Origin of the sequence: Algoriphagus lacus (assembly GCF_003583985.1) — a bacterium.
Classification (GTDB): Bacteria; Bacteroidota; Bacteroidia; order Cytophagales; family Cyclobacteriaceae; genus Algoriphagus; species Algoriphagus lacus.
This window is the reverse complement of the sequence record NZ_QXML01000004.1, coordinates 115029-138781: the sequence shown is the minus strand read 5'-3', so window position 1 is coordinate 138781 and position 23753 is coordinate 115029. Positions and strand designations below refer to the sequence as shown.

At 44.1% G+C, this 23753-nt stretch carries 17 protein-coding genes; 2 read left to right on the top strand and 15 right to left on the bottom strand.

What is annotated here, in order from left to right; all coding sequences use genetic code 11:
- Positions 1 to 2 precede the first annotated feature (2 nt).
- Entirely contained in the window at positions 3 to 3503 is a 3501-nt protein-coding gene (locus tag D0X99_RS09570) for a PVC-type heme-binding CxxCH protein (RefSeq protein ID WP_119477560.1), read from the bottom strand.
- A 130-nt stretch (positions 3504 to 3633) separates the two neighbouring features.
- On the opposite strand from D0X99_RS09570, the gene D0X99_RS09565 reads away from it, so the two are divergent.
- A complete protein-coding gene (locus D0X99_RS09565; RefSeq protein WP_119477558.1) occupies positions 3634 to 4512 on the top strand; it encodes an AraC family transcriptional regulator in 879 nt (292 codons plus the stop codon).
- On the opposite strand, the gene D0X99_RS09560 is transcribed toward D0X99_RS09565, so the two are convergent.
- The 11 genes from D0X99_RS09560 to D0X99_RS09510 form a co-directional block, all read right to left on the bottom strand.
- Positions 4505 to 5179, bottom strand: a complete 675-nt coding sequence (locus D0X99_RS09560; protein ID WP_119477557.1) for a LytR/AlgR family response regulator transcription factor — start codon at positions 5177 to 5179, stop codon at positions 4505 to 4507. The two genes, D0X99_RS09565 and D0X99_RS09560, sit on opposite strands and share 8 nt — an antisense overlap.
- Positions 5180 to 5182: 3 nt before the next feature.
- Complete coding sequence (locus D0X99_RS09555; protein ID WP_119477555.1) at positions 5183 to 6604, bottom strand: sensor histidine kinase; 1422 nt, start codon at positions 6602 to 6604, stop codon at positions 5183 to 5185.
- A gap of 195 nt (positions 6605 to 6799) precedes the next feature.
- The gene (locus D0X99_RS09550) at positions 6800 to 7858 is read right to left on the bottom strand and encodes a serine hydrolase domain-containing protein (protein WP_119477553.1); all 1059 of its coding nucleotides are present in this window, start codon (positions 7856 to 7858) and stop codon (positions 6800 to 6802) included.
- A 173-nt stretch (positions 7859 to 8031) separates the two neighbouring features.
- Positions 8032 to 9498, bottom strand: coding sequence for an SLC13 family permease (locus D0X99_RS09545; protein ID WP_119477551.1), 1467 nt, complete (start codon positions 9496 to 9498; stop codon positions 8032 to 8034).
- Positions 9499 to 9609: 111 nt separating this feature from the next.
- Positions 9610 to 10587, bottom strand: a complete 978-nt coding sequence (locus D0X99_RS09540; protein WP_147392213.1) for a hypothetical protein — start codon at positions 10585 to 10587, stop codon at positions 9610 to 9612.
- Positions 10588 to 10788: 201 nt separating this feature from the next.
- Positions 10789 to 11517: an ABC transporter ATP-binding protein gene (locus D0X99_RS09535; RefSeq protein ID WP_119477547.1), complete on the bottom strand. Its 729-nt coding sequence runs from the start codon at positions 11515 to 11517 to the stop codon at positions 10789 to 10791.
- A gap of 11 nt (positions 11518 to 11528) precedes the next feature.
- Complete coding sequence (locus D0X99_RS09530; RefSeq protein ID WP_119477545.1) at positions 11529 to 12740, bottom strand: ABC transporter permease; 1212 nt, start codon at positions 12738 to 12740, stop codon at positions 11529 to 11531.
- A complete protein-coding gene (locus D0X99_RS09525) occupies positions 12737 to 13954 on the bottom strand; it encodes an ABC transporter permease (RefSeq protein WP_119477543.1) in 1218 nt (405 codons plus the stop codon). Before D0X99_RS09525 ends, D0X99_RS09530 begins: the two co-directional genes overlap by 4 nt.
- Position 13955: 1 nt before the next feature.
- A complete protein-coding gene (locus D0X99_RS09520) occupies positions 13956 to 14711 on the bottom strand; it encodes an outer membrane lipoprotein-sorting protein (RefSeq protein ID WP_119477541.1) in 756 nt (251 codons plus the stop codon).
- A gap of 90 nt (positions 14712 to 14801) precedes the next feature.
- Positions 14802 to 16436: a M1 family metallopeptidase gene (locus tag D0X99_RS09515; RefSeq protein ID WP_119477539.1), complete on the bottom strand. Its 1635-nt coding sequence runs from the start codon at positions 16434 to 16436 to the stop codon at positions 14802 to 14804.
- A gap of 84 nt (positions 16437 to 16520) precedes the next feature.
- Positions 16521 to 16811 carry a Dabb family protein gene (locus D0X99_RS09510; RefSeq protein WP_119477537.1) on the bottom strand — a complete coding sequence of 97 codons (291 nt, stop codon included), beginning with the start codon at positions 16809 to 16811 and terminating at the stop codon, positions 16521 to 16523.
- 181 nt (positions 16812 to 16992) lie between these two features.
- On the opposite strand from D0X99_RS09510, the gene D0X99_RS09505 reads away from it, so the two are divergent.
- Entirely contained in the window at positions 16993 to 20061 is a 3069-nt protein-coding gene (locus tag D0X99_RS09505; protein WP_199708056.1) for a glycosyl hydrolase, read from the top strand.
- A gap of 104 nt (positions 20062 to 20165) precedes the next feature.
- On the opposite strand, the gene D0X99_RS09500 is transcribed toward D0X99_RS09505, so the two are convergent.
- From D0X99_RS09500 to D0X99_RS09490, 3 genes are all read right to left on the bottom strand, one after another.
- A complete protein-coding gene (locus tag D0X99_RS09500) occupies positions 20166 to 21182 on the bottom strand; it encodes a Gfo/Idh/MocA family protein (RefSeq protein WP_119477535.1) in 1017 nt (338 codons plus the stop codon).
- Positions 21183 to 21289: 107 nt separating this feature from the next.
- Entirely contained in the window at positions 21290 to 22408 is a 1119-nt protein-coding gene (locus D0X99_RS09495) for an acyltransferase family protein (RefSeq protein ID WP_119477533.1), read from the bottom strand.
- A gap of 5 nt (positions 22409 to 22413) precedes the next feature.
- Complete coding sequence (locus D0X99_RS09490) at positions 22414 to 23751, bottom strand: Gfo/Idh/MocA family protein (RefSeq protein WP_119477531.1); 1338 nt, start codon at positions 23749 to 23751, stop codon at positions 22414 to 22416.
- Positions 23752 to 23753 lie beyond the last annotated feature (2 nt).

Below are 23753 nucleotides of genomic sequence, written 5' to 3'. Positions count from 1 at the left end.
TCTTATTCCACTTTCATGATTCCGTTCATGATTCTCCAGTGACCTGGCACGGTACAGATAAACGGATATTCTCCAGGCTCTGTAGGTGCAGTGAAGACGATCGACTCTCTTCCTTCCGGATCCACCAGTCGGGTGGCGGCAATGACCTGAGGAATTTTAGGAACGTAATTTTGCTCAGCACCTTTTGGATCACGGGCCAAATCATCCGCGGCTTTGCCGATGGTTTCCATGGATCCCTTCTGTCCAACCACAAGGTTGTGCTGCATGAAGTCCGGGTTTTCGAAATCGATCGTCACCTGAGAACCTGCTTTCACCGTGAAGGTAGTTTTGCTGAACTTCATTTCGTGAGGAACCACCGCCAACTTGATAATTGTGGTGCCATTTGCTGCAGCTGCTGTTACTTCATCCGAAAGCAACTGAACATCCGCTCCTGGTTTCTTCAGAGCAAGCGTGGATTTGTTGCTGAGTCTTCCTCCAAACCACCAAGTACCTTCGTATTTACCCACCACATTTCGGCTGTCGTTTCGACCCACGCGGACATTGCGAGGACTTAGCTCCGCAGGGAATAGCCCTTTGGTTTTTCCTTTGGCAATTTCCTCCCCGTTGATCTTCAGACTCATGCTTCCGTCTTCGACCAAAGTCGCATCAATAGTGAATTGTTCTTCCGGAAGCCCTTTTTTGGAACTGATAATCGTTTGTTTTTCATCCTGAGCTACTACAAAATGTAACGCATCCTGGAAGATGTACAAGCTGTAACCATTGGTGTTATTTCCCTGGGCTACCAAGACACCTTCCAACGGATCTTTTGCCTTTGAAATAATCATTCGGATGGCAATTTCTTTTCCGGCTACATCCGGTGGGAAAAGAATGGAGTTGCGCTGATCCAACGGATATTGCTCAGCCACTAAGCTTCGACTGATTCGGTCAGCCAAAGAGAATTCGGCATCACTAGGGGTCTGAAGTGCTTTTGTATTATCCCGTTTTGCAAATTCAGTTGGATGCGACAGAACCGCTGCGAAAATGGCCTGTGGCAAATAAGCATCCGTTCCGTTTTCAGGTACGTCAGCTGCTTTGACCAATGCTTTGGCAGCTTCCTCGGAGAATGGCATCTCGGAAACAGCTAGGAAGGCATATTTTCTGGTATGCAAATCCGGGTCATTCATCAGATTGGCAGTTAAAATAGCTGTCAATGAGGCCTCGTTGCGAGGGATAACTCTCAGGGCATTTTTTCGAACTGCAGCGGATGGATGGCTGAGGGCTTTTTCCACCACTTGGATCGCTTCTTTGTTTTCACCGCTCAGTTCGCCTAATCCGTGCAATGCCCACAGCGCGTTGATTGCCGGACCGTTGAGGCCTACCGCATCGGTAGTTTCAGTACCGATGATATTATACAATTCAGGAAGTACTTCCTTGTTTTTGGTCTCCACGATCAATCGCTGAGCGGTCAATCTCCAGAACATGTTTTCACTTTTCAGGGCTTCGATCAGCTCATCGGGATCTGCGTCCTTCAGGTCAAATGTCTCGGAGTCTTCCCCGCCTTTGTACACCATTCGGTAGATTCTACCATGCTTGCTGTCGCGAAGGGGGTTGATATAGGCATTGCCTGCACCGTTTTCAAAGCCTCTTGGAGTCGGATTGTGTTGAATGATAAAGTCATACCAATCGGCAACCCAAAGCGCTCCATCCGGACCTACTTCTGCGTGCACAGGGGAGAACCATTCGTCAGAGCTTGCCAGGATATTGAATCCGTTTTTCTCCTTATAACCTGATCCATCCGGATTGATGATGGCATTATGCAATACCCGACCAGTTGGTTCGGCTACGAAGGCAATTTTGTTCCAATATTTCTCCGGAAAGCTTCTGGCCGTGTAGAAGTTATGTCCTGCAGCAGCTGTATAGCTTCCATGCCAATCTACCTGTCTCAGGAAAGGAGTGAGGTGGGGCATGTCGTAGTGAGAGTCAATACCATGAACCGTATTGGCAGAACCCTGAAAAACTGGTCGCTTCACATAGTTATTAGCCATGGCAAAGTAAACACTGTGCTGACCGTTGGCTGTGGAAATGAAGGTTTCGAAATCTTCTGTAAATCCGAGTCCCCAGGTGTTGTTGGAGGTGTTTCCTAGGTATTCCAGATTGTCTCCACTTGGATCAAAGCGATAAACGCCCTGCCCGAAGGAGTGCTGCTTGCCACTGACTTCTCCGTTGAAGCCAGAGTAGCCTAAGACTCCCCAGATTTTATTGTCAAAGCCATATTTCAAGTTGGAAGGACCTGCATGGGTGTCACTTTTTCCCCAACCGGTCATGACCACTTCACGAACATCTGCTACATCGTCCCCATCAGTATCTTTCAAGAATACAAAATCAGGAGCCATAGAGATCAGAATACCTCCATTGACCGCCATGATCGAGGTTGGAATATTTAGATTTTCCGCAAAAACAGTTGCTTTATCCGCCTTTCCGTCTCCGTCGGTATCTTCGAGGATTTTAATCTTGTCATTTCCGCCCTCAGTTCTTACCTCATTTGGATAGTCGACGGTCTCAATTACATACAATCTACCTCGTTCATCCCAAGCCATCGCCATGGGATTGATGATCATCGGTTCGGAAGCAAACAACTGCAATTCAAATCCCACCGGAACCTGGATCAACTTCATGCTTTGCTCCGGAGAAAGTGGAAGTTGGAATCTTGGAGCAGGATCGCGCTTTTCGTAGTTGGGGATTTCAGCATCCTTGAATTCCGGAGTTGGGATTTCATAAGCGGCCAGAAGCTCGTTGACTTTTTCACCAACTGCCCAAAGAATCCCATTGGCTACCAGTTCCTGAAACTCAGGCTGCTTCCAAGTCTCTTCGTTGTGACCATAAGCGGTGTAAAAGACGCGGCCATCTCCTTCATTTCTCACCCAAGTGTAGGGTTCTCGGTGATCACCATCCACGCGCTCCATCAAGACTTGCTTGTCTGGATTGATGGCAGTGTGTACGTAGGTTTCATCCCAAGTCTCGAATTCCTCTATGCCGTTCATGATCGGATGGGCTTTGTCCACGATAGTAGCAGTGAATCGACCATCACCATGCTTACTGAATTGACCACCGACTGCACTAACGTACCAGTCGGAATTTCGGAAACAGTAAGAGGCACTGTGAATAGGAATCAGGGCTTTTCCGCTTTGCACATAATCTTTCAAAGCAGCTTCCTGAGAAGGAGAGATAGAGTCATGATTGGCATAAATCATTAGACCATCGTAATTGTAAAGTGTCTCCTCATTCAGGTCATTGACATCGGACGTGTAGGTCAGGTTGATGCCTTTTTGAAACAGGGGAGTACTTAGATACATCATCAATTTTTCGGAATTGTGATGCTCACTGTCATGCCCCAGGACCAGAATTTCTACCCGTCGGGGTTCGGTCATGGAGAGGAAGTTGTTCTTTTTGCCACAGCTTGCCAGAAGGGAAAGTGCGGCGAGCAACAGAAGACTGAAGCTTCTAAGCAGTTTGAATTGGGTCATACTTTGGGTTCTCTTATTTTAGGGTTAAATATTCTCATTTTACCGCAATAAAATCTCACTGTTTTACCTTGTTTTATGACTGTTTTTTGTCAATTTGACTTTCAATAAGCGTAAAAAAGAGCAATAAACCGTGAAAACCCCCTTTCGAAAATCCAGAATCCCTGAAGGAAAAGCTTTTGTAATCAAGGAATTAATCGCGCCCTATTTTGATGTAAACTGGCATTTTCACTCAGAATACCAGTTGTTTACCGCCTTGAAGGGGAGAGGTACCCGGTTTATTGGGGATCATATGCAGGCTTTCCGGGAAGGGGACATGGTACTGACTGGGCCGAATCTTCCTCATTTATGGAAAAATGACAAGGAATACCATGATCCCTCTAATGGATTGGAAACACATGGGATTGTGATCTATTTTCAGGATAACTTACTGAACAACTCCGTTTTTGAACTGGAAGAATTTGACGGCATAGCCCAAATGCTTCGGAAATCCTTGAGAGGAATAGAGGTAAAAGGCAGCACCAACTTGTTGATCCGGGAAATGATGATCGAAATGCTCGAAATGAAAGGAGCCAAAAGTCTGATTCAACTGCTCAAAATCCTGAACCTGATGGTGGATTCTCCGGATTGCAAAATGATCGCCGATTCTGCCTACATCAACACCAACCGGGAATCAGAAAAGGATAGAATGGGGCAGGTTTATGAATATGTGATGCAGAATTTTCAGGGAAAAGTGAGTTTGGAAGAGGCAGCCCAACTATCCAATATGTCTGTTTCTGCTTTTTCCCGATTTTTCAAATCCAGGGTGAATAAATCGTTTTCCGATTTTCTGACTGACGTTCGAATTTCCCATGCCTGTAAGCTTTTGAATGAATCGGACCTGAATATCAGCGAGATTTCTTATGAATGCGGGTTCTTTACCCTTTCCAATTTCAACAAGCTTTTTAGGGAGAGGATCAAAAAGACCCCCATGGAATACCGGAAAGAATTCAAAAACACTCTGCTTATTTGATTTTCTCCAAAACGGAATCCAGATAGGAGGAACTGATGGGGACCCGGAATCCTCCCAGGTGAAGTTGATGCCGTTCGGCTTTGGTGATCTGGTTTTTATTGGCCAAAAAAGAGCGGTGAGTTCGGATAAAGTAAGAGGGTAGGAGCTTTTCCGTTTCAGAAAGTGTCATCCGACTGAGGATTTTTTGGGTAGGCAGTTGGAAAGTCACATAGTTTCCTGTCGCCTCGCAATACAACAACTCGCTGAAGTCCACGCGCTCTTGTCCTTCTCCGGTTTTGACAAAAAGAAAAGCAGGTTCATTTTTTGGCTGCAAATCGATCCATTCCTGCGCTTTTTGACAGGCTTTCAGAAAGCGGCTGAGATTAAAAGGCTTAAGCAAATAATCCAACGCATCCAGTTCGAAGCCCTTGACGGCATAGTCAGAATAGGCCGTCGTAAAAATGACCAGAGTTTCCTTGGGAAGTAAGGCAGCCAAGTCCATTCCTGAAATATCGGGCATGTTGATATCCAAAAAGACCAGCTGAACAGACTCTGTTTTCAGATATTCGAGGCCTTGGACGGCATCTGTGAATGTAGCTTTCAACTCCAAAAAAGGGACCCTGGAAGCGTGGGCTTTGATTACTTCCAGGGCATAGGATTCATCGTCAATTGCGATTGCTGAAATCATTTATCAGTTGAGTTGGATCGAAAGATGAACAAAAAAGTCGGTGTCATTTTGGATAACATTTAACTGATGGCGCTCAGGATAAACCAACTGAAGACGGCTTTTGACATTTTCCAGGCCGATTCCGGATTCTTCTCTGGATTGCTCTGCGGCAGGCTTGTCGGGATGAATGCTGTTGACCAAATCCAGGTGAACCGAACCTGAAATACATCTTAAATTAAGCCGAATCCACGATTTTTCCTTGGTGCTGATACCGTGTTTGAAGGCATTTTCCACAAATGGAATAATGAGCATCGGAGCTATTTCACCCGCACATTGGCTTTCATTGATTTGGATGTCCAATTCCAGGTTGGATTGGGCACCAAAGCGAAGCATCTGTAAATCCAGGTAGTTTCTCAGGTAAGCGATTTCCCTGGATAGCGGAATTCGCGGCAATTGATTCTCATGGAGCATAAACCGCATCATGTCACCAAGCTTTTGAATGCCGTCAGAGGTTTTTTCTGCATTTTCTATCAATGCACTGGCATAAAGCGTATTGAGGGCATTGAAAAGGAAATGAGGATTGATTTGCGATCGGAGAAAATCCATGCTCGCATGTCCCTGATCTACTTGGTAAGAAAGCGTCGAAATCTGGCCGATAAATGAATCATATTTCTTAAAAAGTAAAGAAGTCAGTGGGAAAAAGATCAACTGCAAAAAAGCATTGGCTCCTAATCCCCCAATAAGAAAGATTTCTTCTTGTCCTGCATTGGCGGCAATGATTCCAAATAAGATGAATAGTCCTGCCACCAAGCCCCAATTGTACCATCTGGACTGTTTGATTTTACCTTTTTTCCTTTTGCCATAGACCAAATAGAAATTGTAAAAAGTGGCAATTAAAATTACTGGGATGAAAATGCCGAAAATGATGGATGGCCCTTCGCTGCTTATTGGATTAACCTGGATTAGAAAAAAGAAAGTGAACAAATAGGAGAAAATCAGTCGAGTGATATTGTACGCTTGGAAATCACGAAGCTTAGGAGGTGTCAGTGCTTGACTTAACAGATTTGATGCAATCAGGTAGCAGGCGTAAAGCACAATTATCCCAAGGAAAAAGGTGGGGAATGGCGCTGAGGTCAACTGAGCTTGATAGCCGAATATGGCTGATACTGCAAATGAGACCATACCTGTGAACACGATCCAAACAATAGGTTTCCATTTCTTTGATTCACTTTGATATCTCGGAATCAGCACCATATGAACAAGGTGGAAAGCCGAATAAAGGACCGCAAGGATCAGCAGGCGGCTGGCGAATTTGAAAATTTCAAAACCTGAGTCGCCATTGAAGCTTGGGCTATGGCCGAAAAGAATAAAAAGAAAGGCAATCAGGGTGGCACTGGTAACGATCCACCATTCGATTTGTCGGAAATCAAGACTTTTGGATTTCATAGCTGTAAAATAAGGACTATTTAAGGTTGGGAGATAAATGACAGATTAATTATTGGAGCAGATTGAAATGCATCCTTTTAGGAAAAGGCTAAAATGAGGTTGTACACAATAGCAGCTCCAATCAGGAGGTAATAAGCTTTTCTTCGGTCCATTTTTAGATTTTGAACTTGTTTACTGAGCGGTTCCAAGGATGAGTCAGGGTTTTTGAATGAGTTGCATCAATGCAGTCATGAAGAGTCCTTCGGCACCGTTTTCCCGATTGGAAAAGGTATAGATGTAGGTGTCCGTCTGCGGCAAATACCGGAATGCTGCCTGAAATCCCCTGACTCCGCCATTATGACCAAGGAAATGGAGATCCTGTGGCTTTTCGATCATCCAGCCTAATCCATAATGGACAAAAGGCGGTTCGTGCGCAGGTTGAACTTGCGGCGTCCACATCAATTCGCGGGTTTCAGGTTTCAAATAGCCACCGTTTGCCAAGTGAGAAACGAGCTGATGCATTTCTGAAATGCTGAGGAAAATGCCTCCTGCAGAGGACCAGGAGGATGGATCATTTCCTTCCCCCAAAACCAATTGATCATTTTCCAGCCTCCAACCGGTAGCCATTTTGGAGTGATTTTTATAATTGATTTTCAGTGGATTAAGTAGCTGTTCTTGTACAATCGCTTGGTAAGGTTTTTTATGAATATGCTCAAGAATTCTTCCCAATACGATAAAACCTGAATTGGAATAGTCCAGGCCGGTACCTGGTTTTTCTTTGATCAAAGGCATTTTCTGGACTAGGGGAAAAAGACTCCCTACGTCATACCGCTGTCCTTCCAGATAGTCGGGACTTTCAAAGAAATCTCCCAAACCGGAGGTATTGGTGAGTAAATGCCGGACCGTAATCAAGTGATCATTGGGCACCGGTTCGGATTCAGGCAGATAGTGGTCGATGGTCTGATCCAGGTTGATCGCCCCTGATTCAACTTGCTGAAGGACCAGAATGGAAGTCATGGATTTACCGATGGAGCCTACATTAAACCGTACATCAAGGTCATTGGCTAATCCTTTTTCTGGATCAGCTGCTCCGCTGGACATCTTGAATACGAGTTGATTTCCTTGATATATAGCCATTGAGCCATTGAACTGCTGCTCTTTGGCTGTTTGCTCGAGGACTTTAAAATCGTCTTCGTCAAACCTCTTTTCGGAGGGGGTAGTACTGATTCCCAGTCCAAGCAAGCCCGAAATCAGTAAATGGAGAGTAGCGTGCATAAAATAGTTGGTTTAGTTTCAGTTGAGTAAAACTTTCACCAAGATTAGAGCACGCCAATTGCGCTATCAAAAAAATGTGACGAAATAAGGAGTTTTAGGGGCAGAATCGATTTTGGATTGGAGATATCGAATTTCTGCCCCCCAATCCTGAATTGAAAATCAAATTATTGAAATCAAAAAGGATATGCTTCCAAGTCAATTCCCCAAATTAAAGGAAGGACAAAATAAACCATTAATGTGATCAGGATAATTGAAGTGACATTCAACCAAAATCCAGCTTTTACCATATCCTTGATCTGAAGAAATCCAGATGCAAAAACAACCGCATTGGGAGGGGTCCCAACAGGGAGCATGAAGGCACAACTTGCAGCAACTGTGGCACCAACCATTATTCCCAAAGGATGAAGATCAAATTTCATTGCAACGGAGGCCAAAATCGGCAGAATCATAGCTGCAGTTGCAACATTTGAGGTTACCTCAGAAAGAAAAACAACAGATGCCACGATAATCAGTAATAGGACAAAAAAGCTGAGGCCCTCTATCATCGAAAACCCTGAACCAATCCAATCAGCAAGCCCAGTAACTTTAAAACCTTCAGCCAAAGCCAAACCTCCCCCAAACAAAATCAAAACACCCCAGGGGATCCGCTCGGAGGTTTTCCAGTCCAATATCCGTACACCGGGAGTGGAAGAGGGCAATAAAAAAACCAAAACCACTCCGATTAACACAATGATGGTATCATCAACTCCAGGGATCAATTGATCCAGGACAAACCCACGAAGAATCCAGGCCAGACAAACCAATCCAAAAACAATCAAAACAGCCTTTTCCTCAAATGTAATTTTACCAAGAGACTTTAGTTGAGTCCCAATAATGCTTTTGCCTTCAGGAATACTAAATTTTTTAGGGAGTTTGTTTCCAAAATTGACCAGATAAAACCAACAAATGAGAATCAAACCAATTACCAAAGGCACACCGAACAACATCCATTCTATAAATCCAAGCTTGTAATCATACAATTCCTCAATCACTCCAGCAAAAACCAGATTGGTAGGGGTCCCAATCAGCGTACCCAAGCCACCAATGGAGGCACTATAGGCAATTCCCAGCATGATATTTTTTCCAAAGTTGTCTGAAACTAACTGATCTGAGTTTTCCAATTGAATTGTTAACTGATTTACCACAGCAAGTCCGATTGGAAGCATCATCAATGCTGTAGCAGAATTGGAAATCCACATGGATATAAATCCGGTTGCAACGATAAACCCCAAGACAATCATTCTGAGATCTGTTCCGATGAGATTAATAATGGTAAGTGCTATTCTACGGTGAAGTCCCCATTTTTCAATTCCTGTAGCAAGAAGGAATCCACCCATATAGAGCATCACAGTTGGATGCATGTAATTAGCTGAAACAGATTCAATATCCAGTAAACCTAAGAGTGGCATAAAAATTAAAGGAAGGAAAGAAGTAGCTGCGATGGGCATTGCTTCAGAAATCCACCAGATCGCCATCCAAGCGGTAAGACCAAGCATAGCTTTAGCTTCCGGATTTAAGTCGGGGGAATCTACCAGAAAATAGATCATCAAAAATGATAAAGGACCCAAGTATAGTCCCAATCGGGTAAACCAATTATTCATTTTCAGGCAGGGGATATCAGGTTGGTAATAAACAGGTGGGAAGATAAAAAAGAATTAGTAACAGGTTTGCAATTTTTATATTTAACATAATATAAATTATAAAACAAATAATCAAAAACTCCATTTCATTCGGAGGTATCCTCTATGGATTACTCCCTGAAAGTCTTGGTATTGTTCTGCATAGAACGATTGCCAGGTAAAGTCTACATCGAGATTGGTCGACAGATTATATTGAACAGATGGCAGCACCAGCATCAACCGAGTCCCTGGTGCATAGATCACCGCTACTTGTCCGGAAAGCAGCGGTGTGAATTGCTTGGCTGTGGTAAAGACACCGTTCCATTTGGTCGGCATTAGGTTTTGGGGTGATAATTGAAAATTAAAAAGGCTGAGATTTTCAACGGGATCATCCATCCCTTTGCTGTTGAACAAAAAACCAAGGTTGACATACCAGCCTTTTTCAAACACATAATCACTTTCAAGTACTAAGTTAATCTGGCTAGTAGTGTCCTGATGAGGAGCAAAATATTGCAACTCACCTTTGAATCCTGCTTGACCGATACTTCCTGACCAACCTGTTCCCAGGGTAAGTATTTCATGGTATACTCCTCCGGAAAACTGAAAATCATAGGTTGACCTATTAAAATTATATTTGATCGCAGCTACAGCCTTATTGCTTTCATCCGCTGCAGAGGCAGCCAATTCTATGCTCGATGTTTGGGACAGACGGTAGCGAACTTTTACTGCATCCCTGCCTGGTCTTTCTTCATAGTCAAAATCCAGAAAGTTGTAGGTATTGAAAATATCATTCGGATTCCAAATCGTTGCGATTCCCCAATTGATCCGTTGCCTACCCAGCCTGATTTCCCAATTTTGGTGTTGGTATTCCAACCAAAACCGATCAATATAGGTCTGCATCACCATGCTTTCCGTCTCAAACCAAGTCACAGATGCGTTGATCCATTCGTTGGAATTTCGGATAGCTGCCGAAAATTCAGGTGTGTATTTTACTTCTTCTCCCCAAAATAACCGGGTTCGAAATTCTGCTGCACCTTTAAATTTTTGACTGGGATTCCATCTCAGATTCATTCGGTTATGAATCAGGTTGCCGGTAATGAGGCTATCAAAATTTTTATCAAAAGTGAGTGATTGAAGGTCTTTTACATACCCCCTCAACTCCAGTTTTTTGGGTCGTTCTGTTTCGGATTGAGCAAATAGAGAATTTTGTAACAGCAGAAAAAGGCTGAAAAAGATAAAAATTCTCTGGAAGCACCCGACATCAGCCATGGATCATGGGGTTCTTTTTTGGGCAGTATGAGGTACTTCTGTTGAAACCTTTGCCGTATCGGAATGGATTTGACCATCAACCAACGTTATCACCCTCCTAGCCCGCTCGATCACCCGAACATCATGCGTGGAAAAAATAAAGGTGATGTTTTCCTCCTGGTTCAATTTTGCCATTATGTCCAGGAGGTTGGTTGCAGATTTGGAATCCAAATTGGCTGTTGGCTCATCCGCCAGTACAAATTGTGGCTTGGATGCCAATGCTCTTGCCACGGCCACACGCTGCTGCTGTCCTCCTGATAGCTGCGCTGGACGGGTATCCAATTTGTCCTCCAGACCGATTTCCCTGAATAAAGTCTCCACCCGTTCATTGATCTCCCTCCTATCCTTGTGCTGCAGCTGCATGATCAATTCCACATTTTCTCTGGCAGTCAACACGGGTATCAGATTAAAAGACTGAAAAACAAAACCGATGTTGTTCAATCGAAAATCAATCAGCGCATTGGGAGATAGTTTGGTGATATCTACCCCATTGATGAAAATACTTCCTTTATCCGGCTTATCCAGTCCTCCAAGCAAATTCAACAAGGTGGTCTTTCCTGACCCTGATGGGCCAACCAATGCGGTAAATTCACCCCGTTCCAGATGAAGGTGAACATTATTTACCGCCAATATGGGAATGGTGGTTGGATTAAAGGTTTTGCTTACCTGATGAGCATCGATGACAGTGTTCATGCATTTGGAATTTATTGCCGCAAGGCATCAGCCGGTTGAAGTCTAATCGCTTTCAAAGAGGGAAAAAAGGCGGAAATCAGCGCAGTGCTGATGACTATGATCAATACACTTCCCATTGTATCAACTGGAAATTCAGGGTAAATTATACTTGTGAAGCCAAAACTGGACATCGCTTCCTCAGAGAAGGGGGAAATATCAATTCCAGCTTTTGAAAAATAAAGAATTGAAAACCAAGACAGTATAAATCCTACTGGCACTCCTACGAATGTCAGGATAACAGTCTCAGTTAGGATCAAGGCGAAGACCTTTTTCCGATTCATACCCAAGGCTGATAGCATCCCAATTTCTCTTGTTCGTTCGATCACAGACATCAGCATGGTGTTTATGATTCCAAAGGCAAGAGCAATCATTATAATGATGATAATGATGGTTGAATATTGGTTTATTGTTCCCACCATCAGATCGGTTTCCGGGGAATTTTCCTTCCAAGTCATCACCGAATACCGAGGAAATTGAGCCTGAAGTGAATTTTTTACCAACTCAAGGTCTTCATCCCGGTGTAATAAAATGGCGATTTCATGACTGGTGTCCTCCAAACCGAGGTATTCATTTAATGTACTTCGATTTATGTACACTATGACCTCGTCCAATGGTGTATTGATGGTTTGGTAAATTCCATTTACCCGAAACGCTCCTGAGGTCACGCTACTTTCCCTGTCTGTAAAAGTCAGCACCAACTTTGACCCAAGCTTCAACTTCATTTTGTCGGCCAGCTTCTTACCGATCAGGATGCCGTTTTTTTTGGAGGGATTTAATACCTCTCCTTCCTTGATCTTAAATGCCAGCTGAGAGACCTCAATTTCTTCCTTGGGTTGTATTCCGTATATGCGGACTCCTGAAGTGCCAGTGGTCGTGGCCAGCATCCCCTGGGTCACCGATCGATTTGCAAAAGATTTTATTTCAGAGATTTTCTTCAGGTTCTTTGAAATCAGTTCCTGATCCAAGGTGTAGGAAGGGTCATAATCTTCTTTAAACTCTTTATGGTGGATTTGTAGGTGCGCTACCTCGGTGTCAATAACCGTTCGAACCCGAGACCTCATCATTCCCTGGTAAAGACCCAGTACAAAAATACCTGCAAGCAAACCTATAGCCACAGAAGCCATGATGATCAGGCTTCTGGTTTTGTTTCGCCATACGTTTCGCCAAGCCAGTTTCAAGTTCATTTTTTCATCGCAGCGACAGGGTCCAAACGGGCTATTTTCACAATCGGGTAAAGGGAAAGCAAAAGCGCCATACAAATCACAAAGAGCCCTTGGGTCAGGAAAATTTCAGGATTTGTGGATGTTGGAAAAATGGCCTCAAATCCAAACTCCTCATACACTTCGGCTAATTCACCTTTGAATTTGATTGGATACCGATTTAAATAAAATACAATCGGAATACTCGCCAGCATACCCAAAATACAGCCGCTTAACACGGTAAAAACTGATTCAATCAGCATCAACTGCATCAGTTTCCGCTTTTTCATGCCAATTGCCACGAGCATTCCCATTTCATATTTGCGCTCCACCATCATCATAAGCAAGGTTCCGATGATTCCAAAACCAATGAGCATGTACAAAACGCCTTGAATGATGACCAAGCTGCCCTTGTCAGTTCGAATGTGCTGGACCACTTCAGGCATCATCTCCTCCCAAGTCATTGCTTCATACTCGTTGCCTAACTTGTCCCTTAAAATTTCTGCGGTGGGATCAAGATTAGATGGATTTTCCAAACCCACCACATAAGAAGTAAGCATCTTTGGCGCACCGTAAAGTTCCTGTGCTGCCGGGAGCGACAGATACAGCATCTGATCGTTTAAATCTGGTGAACCAAACTTTAGGATACCCTTAATTGGATATTTTCCGACAGCCATTGCTCCATGATAGCCCTGACCGATTATGACCAAGGTGTCATGCAGGTAGAGTTTAAGACGCTTTGCGAGTCCTTCAGCTATCAAGGCACCGAAATCCTGTTCGTTCAAATACTCCCCTTCTTTCAGCTTGTTTTTGAGTTCCGTGATGGAGTTTTCTTTTTCTGGAGAAATGCCGATTACAAGGCAACCTTTTGTGAGCGTGTCGGATGAGGCGAGTGCAAAAGATTCCAAACGTGGCGCCAAGGCATTCACATTTTCCAAGGCTAGAATACTGTCTTCTAGGGCTGAGGTACCTTCAAAGGTGTTATCCAAAATTTGTTCGTCCCAATATCCCTGCTTATGTACCTGAATGTATCCGTTGTAAAAGCTGACTACGTTTTTGATCAGATTATCAAAAATCCCGTCCTGAAGGGAATTGGTGAGGATGGATAGGATTACCGAAAAAAATACCGCCGCAATGGTTATGGCCGTCCGGTTCCGGTTTCGCCACATATTCTTCCATGCCAGCTTCAGCAACCACATCTTAGTTGAGTTTTCGCATTTGATCCATAGTGAAAAAGCTGTCCTCCAGTGGCCGATTAAATCGGATACTTTTGTAGATAATCTCCGTTTTCTGATTCTTTTTGTCCTGTGGAATCATTTCAAAGCGGGTGGGAATCAGCCTGCCGTCCATTTCCTGGAAGTCATATGCTGTCATGGTATTGACCAAGAACCCGTCTTCATCATAAAACCGGGTGTGCAACTCCAAGTAATCTTTTTTGTCAATGACTACAATGAGTTTTCCCCAAACTAAGGCTGTTTCAGGTTTGGGTATCAACTGAAGCACGTAACTTTCCCTGCTGCCTACGGTGGTGTCTCCGAGAATGGAATGGGTGTAGTCTTCTAAAACTGAAGATTCCTTGACCAAATCGTCATTGGTAAAGTCAGTTCCCATCCAGCTTTGGCTCATCATGGATGGAGGAAGTTTTATTGTCCGCTCCACAGTGGGCAACCAATTCCAGACTTCTTTCTTTCGCTTGAGAAATACCGTTCCCTTGTCTTTTGCAGGCGATTGGATCAGGATCATGGCAAATTCATTGCCTTTCATCCAGGTTTTCACGCCCATTTCACGGCTCCAAGTAGGACGAGTAGTCCTAATCACCATCTCTGCCTCGGAGGTTTTTCCCCTCATTTTTTCATCCGCTTTTCGCATGATTTCTTTGGCTTCTTGGGAAAAGCCAAGGCCAAAATTGGCAAGCAGGAGGAGTAATGAAATAACCGGATATTTTGAAGGGATCATATCTTCTGGATTCTCTTCCAGAAGTTAGCCGGATTAAAGAAAGTGATCTATGATAAAAATCATCTGATTTTTACCGAGAAAGAAATCCCACTACCTCAACTTGAAAACAGAAACATAAAAATCAGGGTCAAACTCCAATTCTGAATTTTGGCCTACCTGCAACTGATTCCATTTGGTATTTGCTTTGATCCGTTGGCTTTTACCACCTAATTCAACGTCTACCGGCATTTCAAAATTAGTCAGACAGTTACTAAACCGATAATTCAGCGTCTTTTCATCCGAATAGTAATATTCAAAAACCGGGATTCTATGATCTCTTAAATATTGGTCAAAAATTGGTTTTAAATCGGTCCCAAAAGCCTGAGAGATATAGCTTTCCACCTGCTGTGTTGTTACTGTCTGATGGTAAAATTCCTGATTCAAACGTCTCAGGATTTGTCTCCACTTTTCATCATCGTTCAGGATTTCACGAAGCATGTTAAGTAGGTTGCCACCTTTATAGTACATGTCACCCGATCCCCGCTGATTGACACCATAGGTTCCGATGATGGGTCGGTCATTGGCGATGTTCATACGGGTACCTCGGACGTATTGCTGACCGGCTTCTTTTCCGTAATGATAATCCAAAAAGAGGCTTTCGGAATAATTGGTGAAGCTTTCGTGGATCCACATATCAGCCACGTCTTTGTAAGTGATATTATTGGCAAACCACTCATGACCGGCTTCATGGATGATGATAAAGTCAAATTTCAATCCCCAGCCAGTGCCACTGAGATCGCGTCCCCGATACCCGTTTTGATAGCCGTTGCCATAGGTGACCGAACTCTGGTGCTCCATGCCCAAGTAGGGCGCATCCACCAGTTTGAATCCGTCTTCATAAAAAGGATACGGTCCAAACCAATGCTCAAATGCTTTCATCATTCGTCCGGCATCCTGAAAATGAACCTTTGCTTTCTCCAAATTCTCGCGGAGTACAAAATAATCCATGTCCAAGGTTCCTTTTTCACCTGCGTATTTCTCTCCAAAATGGACATAGTCCCCGATATTGATATTGACGCCATAATCATTGATCGGATTAAGAACTGACCAATGAAAAGTATCGGTGGTTTGCCCCATTTCGATGTTGACCAAACGCCCATTGGAAACATCCATCAGGCCTCTGGGAACGGTGATACTCATCATCAGGCTGTCCACCTCGTCTGCCGGATGATCTTTCGTTGGCCACCAGATGCTGGAACCAATACCCTGATTGGATGAAGCGATAAAGTATTTTCCGTTGGAATCTTTTGTCCATGTGATCCCACCATCCCAAGGTGGTCGAACCGCCTCTTTAGGTTGGCCTTCGTAACTGACCACCAACTCTTCAAATTTTCCCGGAACCTGCTTTTTCTTTAGCGTTACCCAATGTACTGCTCCTTCCCGTTTGAAGTCGAGCTTCTCCCCTTCCTGAACTATGGAAGTGATTTTCAGTGGCTCCTGAAGATCTAATTGTAAAACCTGATGTTCAGATAAAACTTTATATCGAATTGTATTTGAGCCTTTTATGGATTTTGTTTCTGGGAAAATCTCCACGGCTAGATGGTAATGATTCAAGTCCCACCAAGCCCGTTCGGGTGTAATACTTCCGCGTAAGGTATCCGCTTTGGTAAATTTTTGCTGGGAATAAGTAGCTGTGGAAAGCGCAAAAAACAGAACGCTGCTGATTAGATTAATTCGGAAATTCATTCGGGGATTGAAGCTAGAGATGGTTACAGGCTATCAAGTTTTCTAAAAAAATCGATCCGTGCAAGGATTCGTATTTTTCGTCTTTTATTCAAGGAGGTAATCAATTTCCATAAAAACATCAACATTAGGAATCCAGTGTTGCTCAACGAATCGCGTATGATCCGGATGATTTGAATAGAAATCATAGGTTTTCTGGTCTTCAAACTCCATTGAAATCCCGAATTGGTATGGATTATTTGAACTAATCTCTTTCATTATTTCAAACTTCATGACTCCTGGAATGGACTTCAGTTTCCAAGCCTCATCCAGAAATTCCTTTTCCTCCCGAGAACCTGCTTTATGCTTGAGTTTCAATACTACTGAATGTCGAATCATGGTTTTTTAATAGTGTGGTAAGTGAGAAAAGGATATCTAACCAAAATTTAATTCTTTTTGTGAGAATGCCTCACCCCTATTACTTTACTACATAAGTCCCAAATTCCTGCCTTTGATAAAACTCCCCATCGATCCTTCCTCGAGAATTAGTACATTCAAATCAAACCACCAGCTGAACTTTATGAAGAATAAACACTCAATTCTAACTCTGGCTTTTTTAGCAGGAGGGCTATTTTTGCCGGAGCCAAGGCTTTTGGCCCAAAACCTAAAACCTGTCGTCGATCCCTCCTATTATGAGAGTTTTTCCTGGAGAAACATTGGACCCAACCGTGGCGGTCGCTCCCTTGGAAGCGCCGGAAGTCCGGGAAGACCTAATGAATATTATTTTGGCGCAACAGGCGGAGGACTGTGGAAAACGGTGGATGGAGGAAACGAATGGTTTCCTGTTACCGACGGCCAAATTAGTTCCTCCAGTATCGGAGCAGTAGCAGTTGCGGAAACCAATCCCGATATCGTTTACATCGGTGGCGGTGAAACCCAGTTGCGCGGAAGCATTACGCAGGGTGACGGCGTTTACAAAACCATCGATGGTGGTAAGACCTGGCGGCATTTGGGATTGAAAGAAACCCAGGCTATCTCAAGGATCCGAATCCATCCAACCAATCCTAATATCGTCTATGTGGCAGCCTTAGGCCATCCTTACGGAGAAAATGAGGAACGTGGCGTTTTTCGATCCAAAGACGGAGGAAATACCTGGGAAAAAGTGCTTTACGTAAGTGACAAAGCAGGCGCTGCAGATCTGATCATTGACCGTACCAACCCAAATGTGCTCTATGCATCCACTTGGCAAGTTTACCGTAAAGCCTGGAAGATGTGGGGAGGAGGTCCCGATAGCAAACTTTTCAAATCCTTGGACGGGGGAAATACCTGGATTGACTTGACCTCAAACCCTGGAATGCCAAAAGGTCCGATCGGAAAAATCGGCGTGACGGTCTCCCCTGCAGACCCCAATCGAATCTGGGCTATTGTTGAAGCTAATGAAGGCGGAGTTTTCCGCTCGGATGATGGCGGATGGACTTGGGAAAAAGTAAATGAGGAACGTAAACTTCGGCAGCGGGCTTTCTATTATTCACGCATCTATGCTGATCCAATGGATAGAGAAACGGTCTATTGTTTGAATGTGGATTTTTTCAAATCGACTGACGGAGGCAAAACATTTAACATAGAAATCACAGTACCCCATGGCGATAACCACGACCTCTGGATTGACCCAAATGATCCCATGCGAATGATCAGTTCCAATGACGGTGGCGGGGTTGTAAGTATAAACGGTGGAAAAACCTGGACTGAAGAAGACTATCCGACTACCCAACTTTATCACGTTATGACGACGAGTGATGTGCCCTACCATGTGGCCGGCGCTCAGCAGGATAATACCACGATCGCAATGCCAAGTGATGGTTGGGAACATAAGCTTGGAAGTGGTCCCGGGCATGGTTGGCATTATGAAGTTGGGGGCGGAGAAAGTGGTTGGATCACACAAAGCCCTGTTGACCCGGATGTGTTTTATTCAGGTAGTCAAGGAGCTTTACTCACCCGATACAACCGAAAAACAGGCCAGATTCGGGATATTCAGGTTTATCCAAGATTTTTCTCCGGTGAACCAGCATCTGCATTGCCGGAAAGATGGCAGTGGACATTCCCAATTATGTTTTCACCCTTGGATCCTACGGTCATGTACACCACTTCCCAGCACGTCTGGAAAACGACCAACGACGGGCAATCCTGGGAAAAAATCAGCCCGGATTTAACATTTGCAGATCCAGAGACCTTGGGTGTCACCGGTGGAGAAATCACCAAAGACATGAATGGTCCTGAGATTTATGGGACTGTTTTTGCCTTGGCACCCTCAAGCCATGATATCAATACCATTTGGGCTGGATCTGATGATGGGAAAGTAAGCATTACCAGAAATGGTGGAAAAAGCTGGACTGACATTACCCCAAAAGACCTTCCAAGATACTCCAGAATCGAAATCCTGGATGAAGGGAAATTCAAGCCTGGAACAGTGTATCTGGCAGCCAACCGGTATCAGGTAGACGACCGTCAGCCTTATGTTTTCAAGACCACGGATTATGGAAAAACTTGGACCAAAATAACCAACGGAATTGCAGATGGACATTTTGCGAGAGCTGTCCGGGAAGATTTGGTCAAGCCGGGGCTACTCTATTTGGCAACAGAGCATGGCGTATATGTTTCTTTTAATGATGGTGCTGATTGGCAGTCCTTACAGCTGAATCTACCGGATACTCCGATCAGGGATTTGGTTTTGAAAAATGACGATGTCGTACTTGGGTCTCATGGAAGAGGGTTCTGGATTTTGGATGATATCCGGCCATTGCGAGAAGCAATGGAGGTAAATGCCAAAAAAGAGATTGCTTTGTTCAAACCTGCAAACCCAATTCGTGGTGTTTATAACGCCGTTATTCAATACTATTTGCCAACTGAAACGGACAGTGTAACGATTGAAATAAAGGACGCTAAAGGTAATCTGATCACTAGCTATACCGGAAAAAAAGGAAAAACCGAACGGAATTCTCCATCTACAAAGCATGACTTGAATACCTTTACTTGGGACATGCGCTATCCGGGAGCTACAGTATTTGACGGTATGATTATCTGGAGTGCAAGACCACAAAGAGGTCCTTTGGCACCACTTGGGGAATATCAGGTAAGCCTCAAGGCCGGAGGAGTAGAAAAAACCACTTCCTTCGAACTTGAAATGGATCCTAACTTGGTGGGGATAACTGCTGAGGATTTGCAAAAGCAGTTTGATCTGGCAGTTCAAATCCGAAATAAGGTTTCTGAGGCGAACGAGGCGGTTATTCTGATTCGAAAAGTTAGAGCACAAGCAACCCTACTTGAAAATTCAACTGATCAAAACACCAGCACAGCGCTAAAGGCGATGCTGGATAAGATGAGAGTGATCGAGGAAGATTTGTATCAGGTTCAGAATCAAAGCCCTCAGGATCCCCTGAATTTTCCAATCAAACTGAACAACCGTTTGGCTTCTTTGCAACGAAGTGTGGAAACTGGTCAAGCCAGGCCAACAGATGCAGCCTATGTGGTTTTTGAAGAATTGTCGAAGGAGTTAGCAGGTCATTTGTCAAAACTGAATGGTATCATCCAGAATGATTTGAAAAGTCTAAATGAGAAGCTTCCTCAAAAGATTACGATCGAAACGAAGTAACCAAGGTTTGATTTTGGAATGAATAGAGAGGTTTTCCATACAAGGAAAACCTCTTTTCATTCTAGGGATAAAGCAAAAAATAATTATAAACCTCTGTTTCAGGGTTAATTCCCTGCTAGCTTGAAAGTCTCTGAAAGGCTAACCGGTGCTCCTCCCCGCCTTTTGCTCTCATCGGCTGCCTCCATAAAGGCATAGATTTCCAACGTTTCCTGAGGATCAACCGGGAGTTTTTTGGTTCGGAAAAAGTTAGCGATTTGGATAGCCAAGGGTTCATAGCCTTCAAATGGACCAAAGAATAGGTTTCCTTCTGTTCCAAAGGCAGTTCCTCCATAGTCGTGCTTTCCAGATCGCATGCCCCGGAAGGTTCCGATTCTTCCATCTTTCCAAGTGCCTACCACTACTTCCGCATCTTGAGTGGAATATCGCGTCACAGACTCACATCCCGCACCCATGGCGGTAAAGAGGATTTCCACCCCATGAATCCCATACCAAAACAAATCCGGATGGCTGGGCTCCAAGGTTGCAGGACTAAAGGCATCACAGGCCAAGACCTTACCGATTTTGTTTTCATGGCGGACGGCATGGACATTTTTTTGGTAGCGAAGGGAGGATGAAGAAAACATCGGAACTCCTGCCGCTTTTGCTTCTTGGTAGATTTTTACTGCATCTGCAAAAGAACCTGCAACCGGTTTATCAATAAATACAGGCTTTTTGGCCTTGAATACGACCTTAGCTTGTTCCAAATGAGGTTTTCCATCATTAGTTTCCAGAAGTACCACATCCACTTTTTGCAGTAAGGCATCAATTGAATCTACTATTTCCACCCCGAGTTCCTTCACCTGATCGATGTAACCCGGAATTCGGTCCATGCTCGATTTGATATCACGACTGCCATAAGGGTAAGCCGCTACCACCCGGAAACCTGCCAATTCCGGCTTGGGACTTTCAGCATTGAAAAGCTTGGTAAATGCGGGTGCGTGAGAGGTGTCCAAACCTATGATTCCTATTTTAATCGGATCAGATTGGGGATTTGCCAAGAGTGAAAAAGGCAACGAACTCAAACTGGCTGCAGCTCCTAAAGCTGTGGTTTTTTTTATAAATGATCGACGCGATGATTTCATAAGTATTTGATAATAAAATATTTGTTACTAGTTAGTTAACCTTTGAATCTAATTGATTTTTCCAGAAGAAGTTGTTGACTGTCGACAGTGGACCGTTGACCAAAAGATTACACCTTAAAGAAAATCTTCTTCCGATAAAGAAAATACAAGAACAGCCAAACCAACCCCAAAGCGCCCAAACTCTCCATCACCGGAATCCAATTTTCTCCCAAGGGTTTATAAAGCCCCTCAAACAAAAGCCTCGAAGTATACCTGAAATTGACAAAGCGATAAATCATGTAGATCGTCAAACTGTTCATTCCAACCACTACAAAGAAGAAAGCCCATCTTTGAAATTTCAGAATGTCGATGATCAGGTAAAAAAGGCCCATTGAAAGAAATGCCAAACCGGAAGTCAACATTATAAAGGAACTCGTCCACATCCGTTTGAAAATTGGGAAATGAAGGTTCCAAATCAGCGCAATGCCAATGCAAATCAGTCCGGTCACCACCAATTCTTTGAGTTTTTCGTTTTCGGAGGCAGCGACTTTTTTCAGGATTTCTCCTGCATGAGCTCCCAAAATGGTCAAACAAATAGCTGGAAACGTGGTCAGAATTCCCAGTTCGTCGAATTGCCCCTGAAGCAATCTTCCTGGTAGAAACGTCCGGTCAAACCAACCCACCAGATTTCCCTCGAAACTCAAATCGCCAGCTCCAAATCCCGGTACCGGAACCAAAAAAACTGCAGCGTAGTACAACAGTAAAATTACCGCGACAATCAACAGTCGCTTGATCGAATCAAAATTGAGAACCAGCACGACGGTAATAAATCCAGCTATTCCGATCCTTCCCAGCACACTTCCAAGCCGGATCTGCTCCCAATCGAAAAACGGAAAAGGTGCATTTTTGTCGAGCATGCCCAATCCAATCAGAATTAGCATTCTAACAAAAGCCTTCCGGTAAATCTCATTTTTAGGAGCATGAGTTTCCAGAGCTTTGGTAAGGGAAAAAGGAATAGAAACTCCTGAAATGAACAGAAAAAGCGGAAAAATAAAGTCGTAAAAGGCAAATCCAACCCATTCTGGATGCTCAAATTGTAGGGCAATGGCATCTACCCATCCCAAACCTGTTTTTCCTTCAAGGCTTCTGAAAAACGCATCGGCACCGCAAATCATCAGCATGTCAAAACCCCGAAGGGCATCGATGGAAACCAGACGTTTTGATCCGACGGAAAGGCTCGTAGTCATGTGAATCAGAGTTTAGGTTCCCAACCTTTTTGGTATTCTCTGCCCCAAAGTTTCATAGCTTCCTTGTCACCAAGGATCTTTCCTGAATTTTGGTCAATTTCTAAAGCTTTGCCTGTTCGGTATGAAATATTGCCCAAATGACACAGTAATACGCTTTTTTGAATCTCAGGGTAAGGAGAAATCTGACTTTCCCCTTTATCAATGGCATTGATGAAATTGGTGAAATGAGCAATGTCCATGTCAAATCCTGCCCCTCGCTGATCGACCACAGTATTGGTGGTTGGTTCGGCGGATTTCACCAATTTGTTGGCATTGTCGTAGATTTTGTAGGAGTTGTTCAGGAGTTCGAGCGTTCCGTTTTCTCCGTGGAAAGAGACACCTGAGCCCATCGCGTTGATGTCGCGGGCATTGCAGCTGCGACCTTCCCAGAGGATGGACTTCCCGTTGGCAAAGTCGAAAGAGGCGATTTGAGTATCCGGTGTTTCCCAATCATCTTGGAAGTGATACCTCCCACCGCTGGAATAAGCCTTGACTGGGTAATTTTCCTGCAATCCCCATCTAGCCAAATCTAAAAAGTGCACGCCATTATTGACGATTTCTCCTGTGCCCCAATGCCAGAACCAGTGCCAGTTGTAATGAATCAGGTTGTCTTTGAATTCTTTTCGGGGAACAGGACCTTGCCAAAGCTCAAAATCCAGCCATTCAGGAACAGCTGCTGGCTTGCCATATCCAATGGATTTTCGTGTATTCGTATACCAGGCTCGGGCATAATAGGCCTTTCCGATTGCACCGGAGTGAAGCTCTTTCATGGCTTCCTGCACTCTCGGCCAGGATCGGCGCTGATTGCCCATCTGAACGATTTTTCCATACTTTTTGGTAGCTTCCACGAGCAGTTCCGATTCGGCAGGATTGTGCGATCCTGGCTTTTCCAAATACACATGTTTTCCTGCCTGAAGCGCCATGATTGAGGCTGGAGTGTGCCAAAAATCAGGCATGGCAATCGAGACTGCATCCAGAGTTTTGTCTTCCAAGGCTTTCCTGAAATCCACCAAACCTGTTGGTGCCGTTTTTACTCCTTCCTTTAATGCCAAGGCGATTCCGTTTTCCCGAGCACGGGAATCCACATCGCAGATGTAAGCGATTTCCACATTCGGGATTTTGGCGAAAGCCTGTATATGTTGGGAACCCCGACTGTTGACACCGATTATGGCTACTCGATATTTGTCTTTGAGCGGGTATTGGGAAAGGATATTAAAGGAAAAAGCGGAAGATGCAACGCCGAGCCCCAATGCTCCGGTAGCAGCAGATTTGATAAAATGACGACGATTGAGATTATTTTTCATAA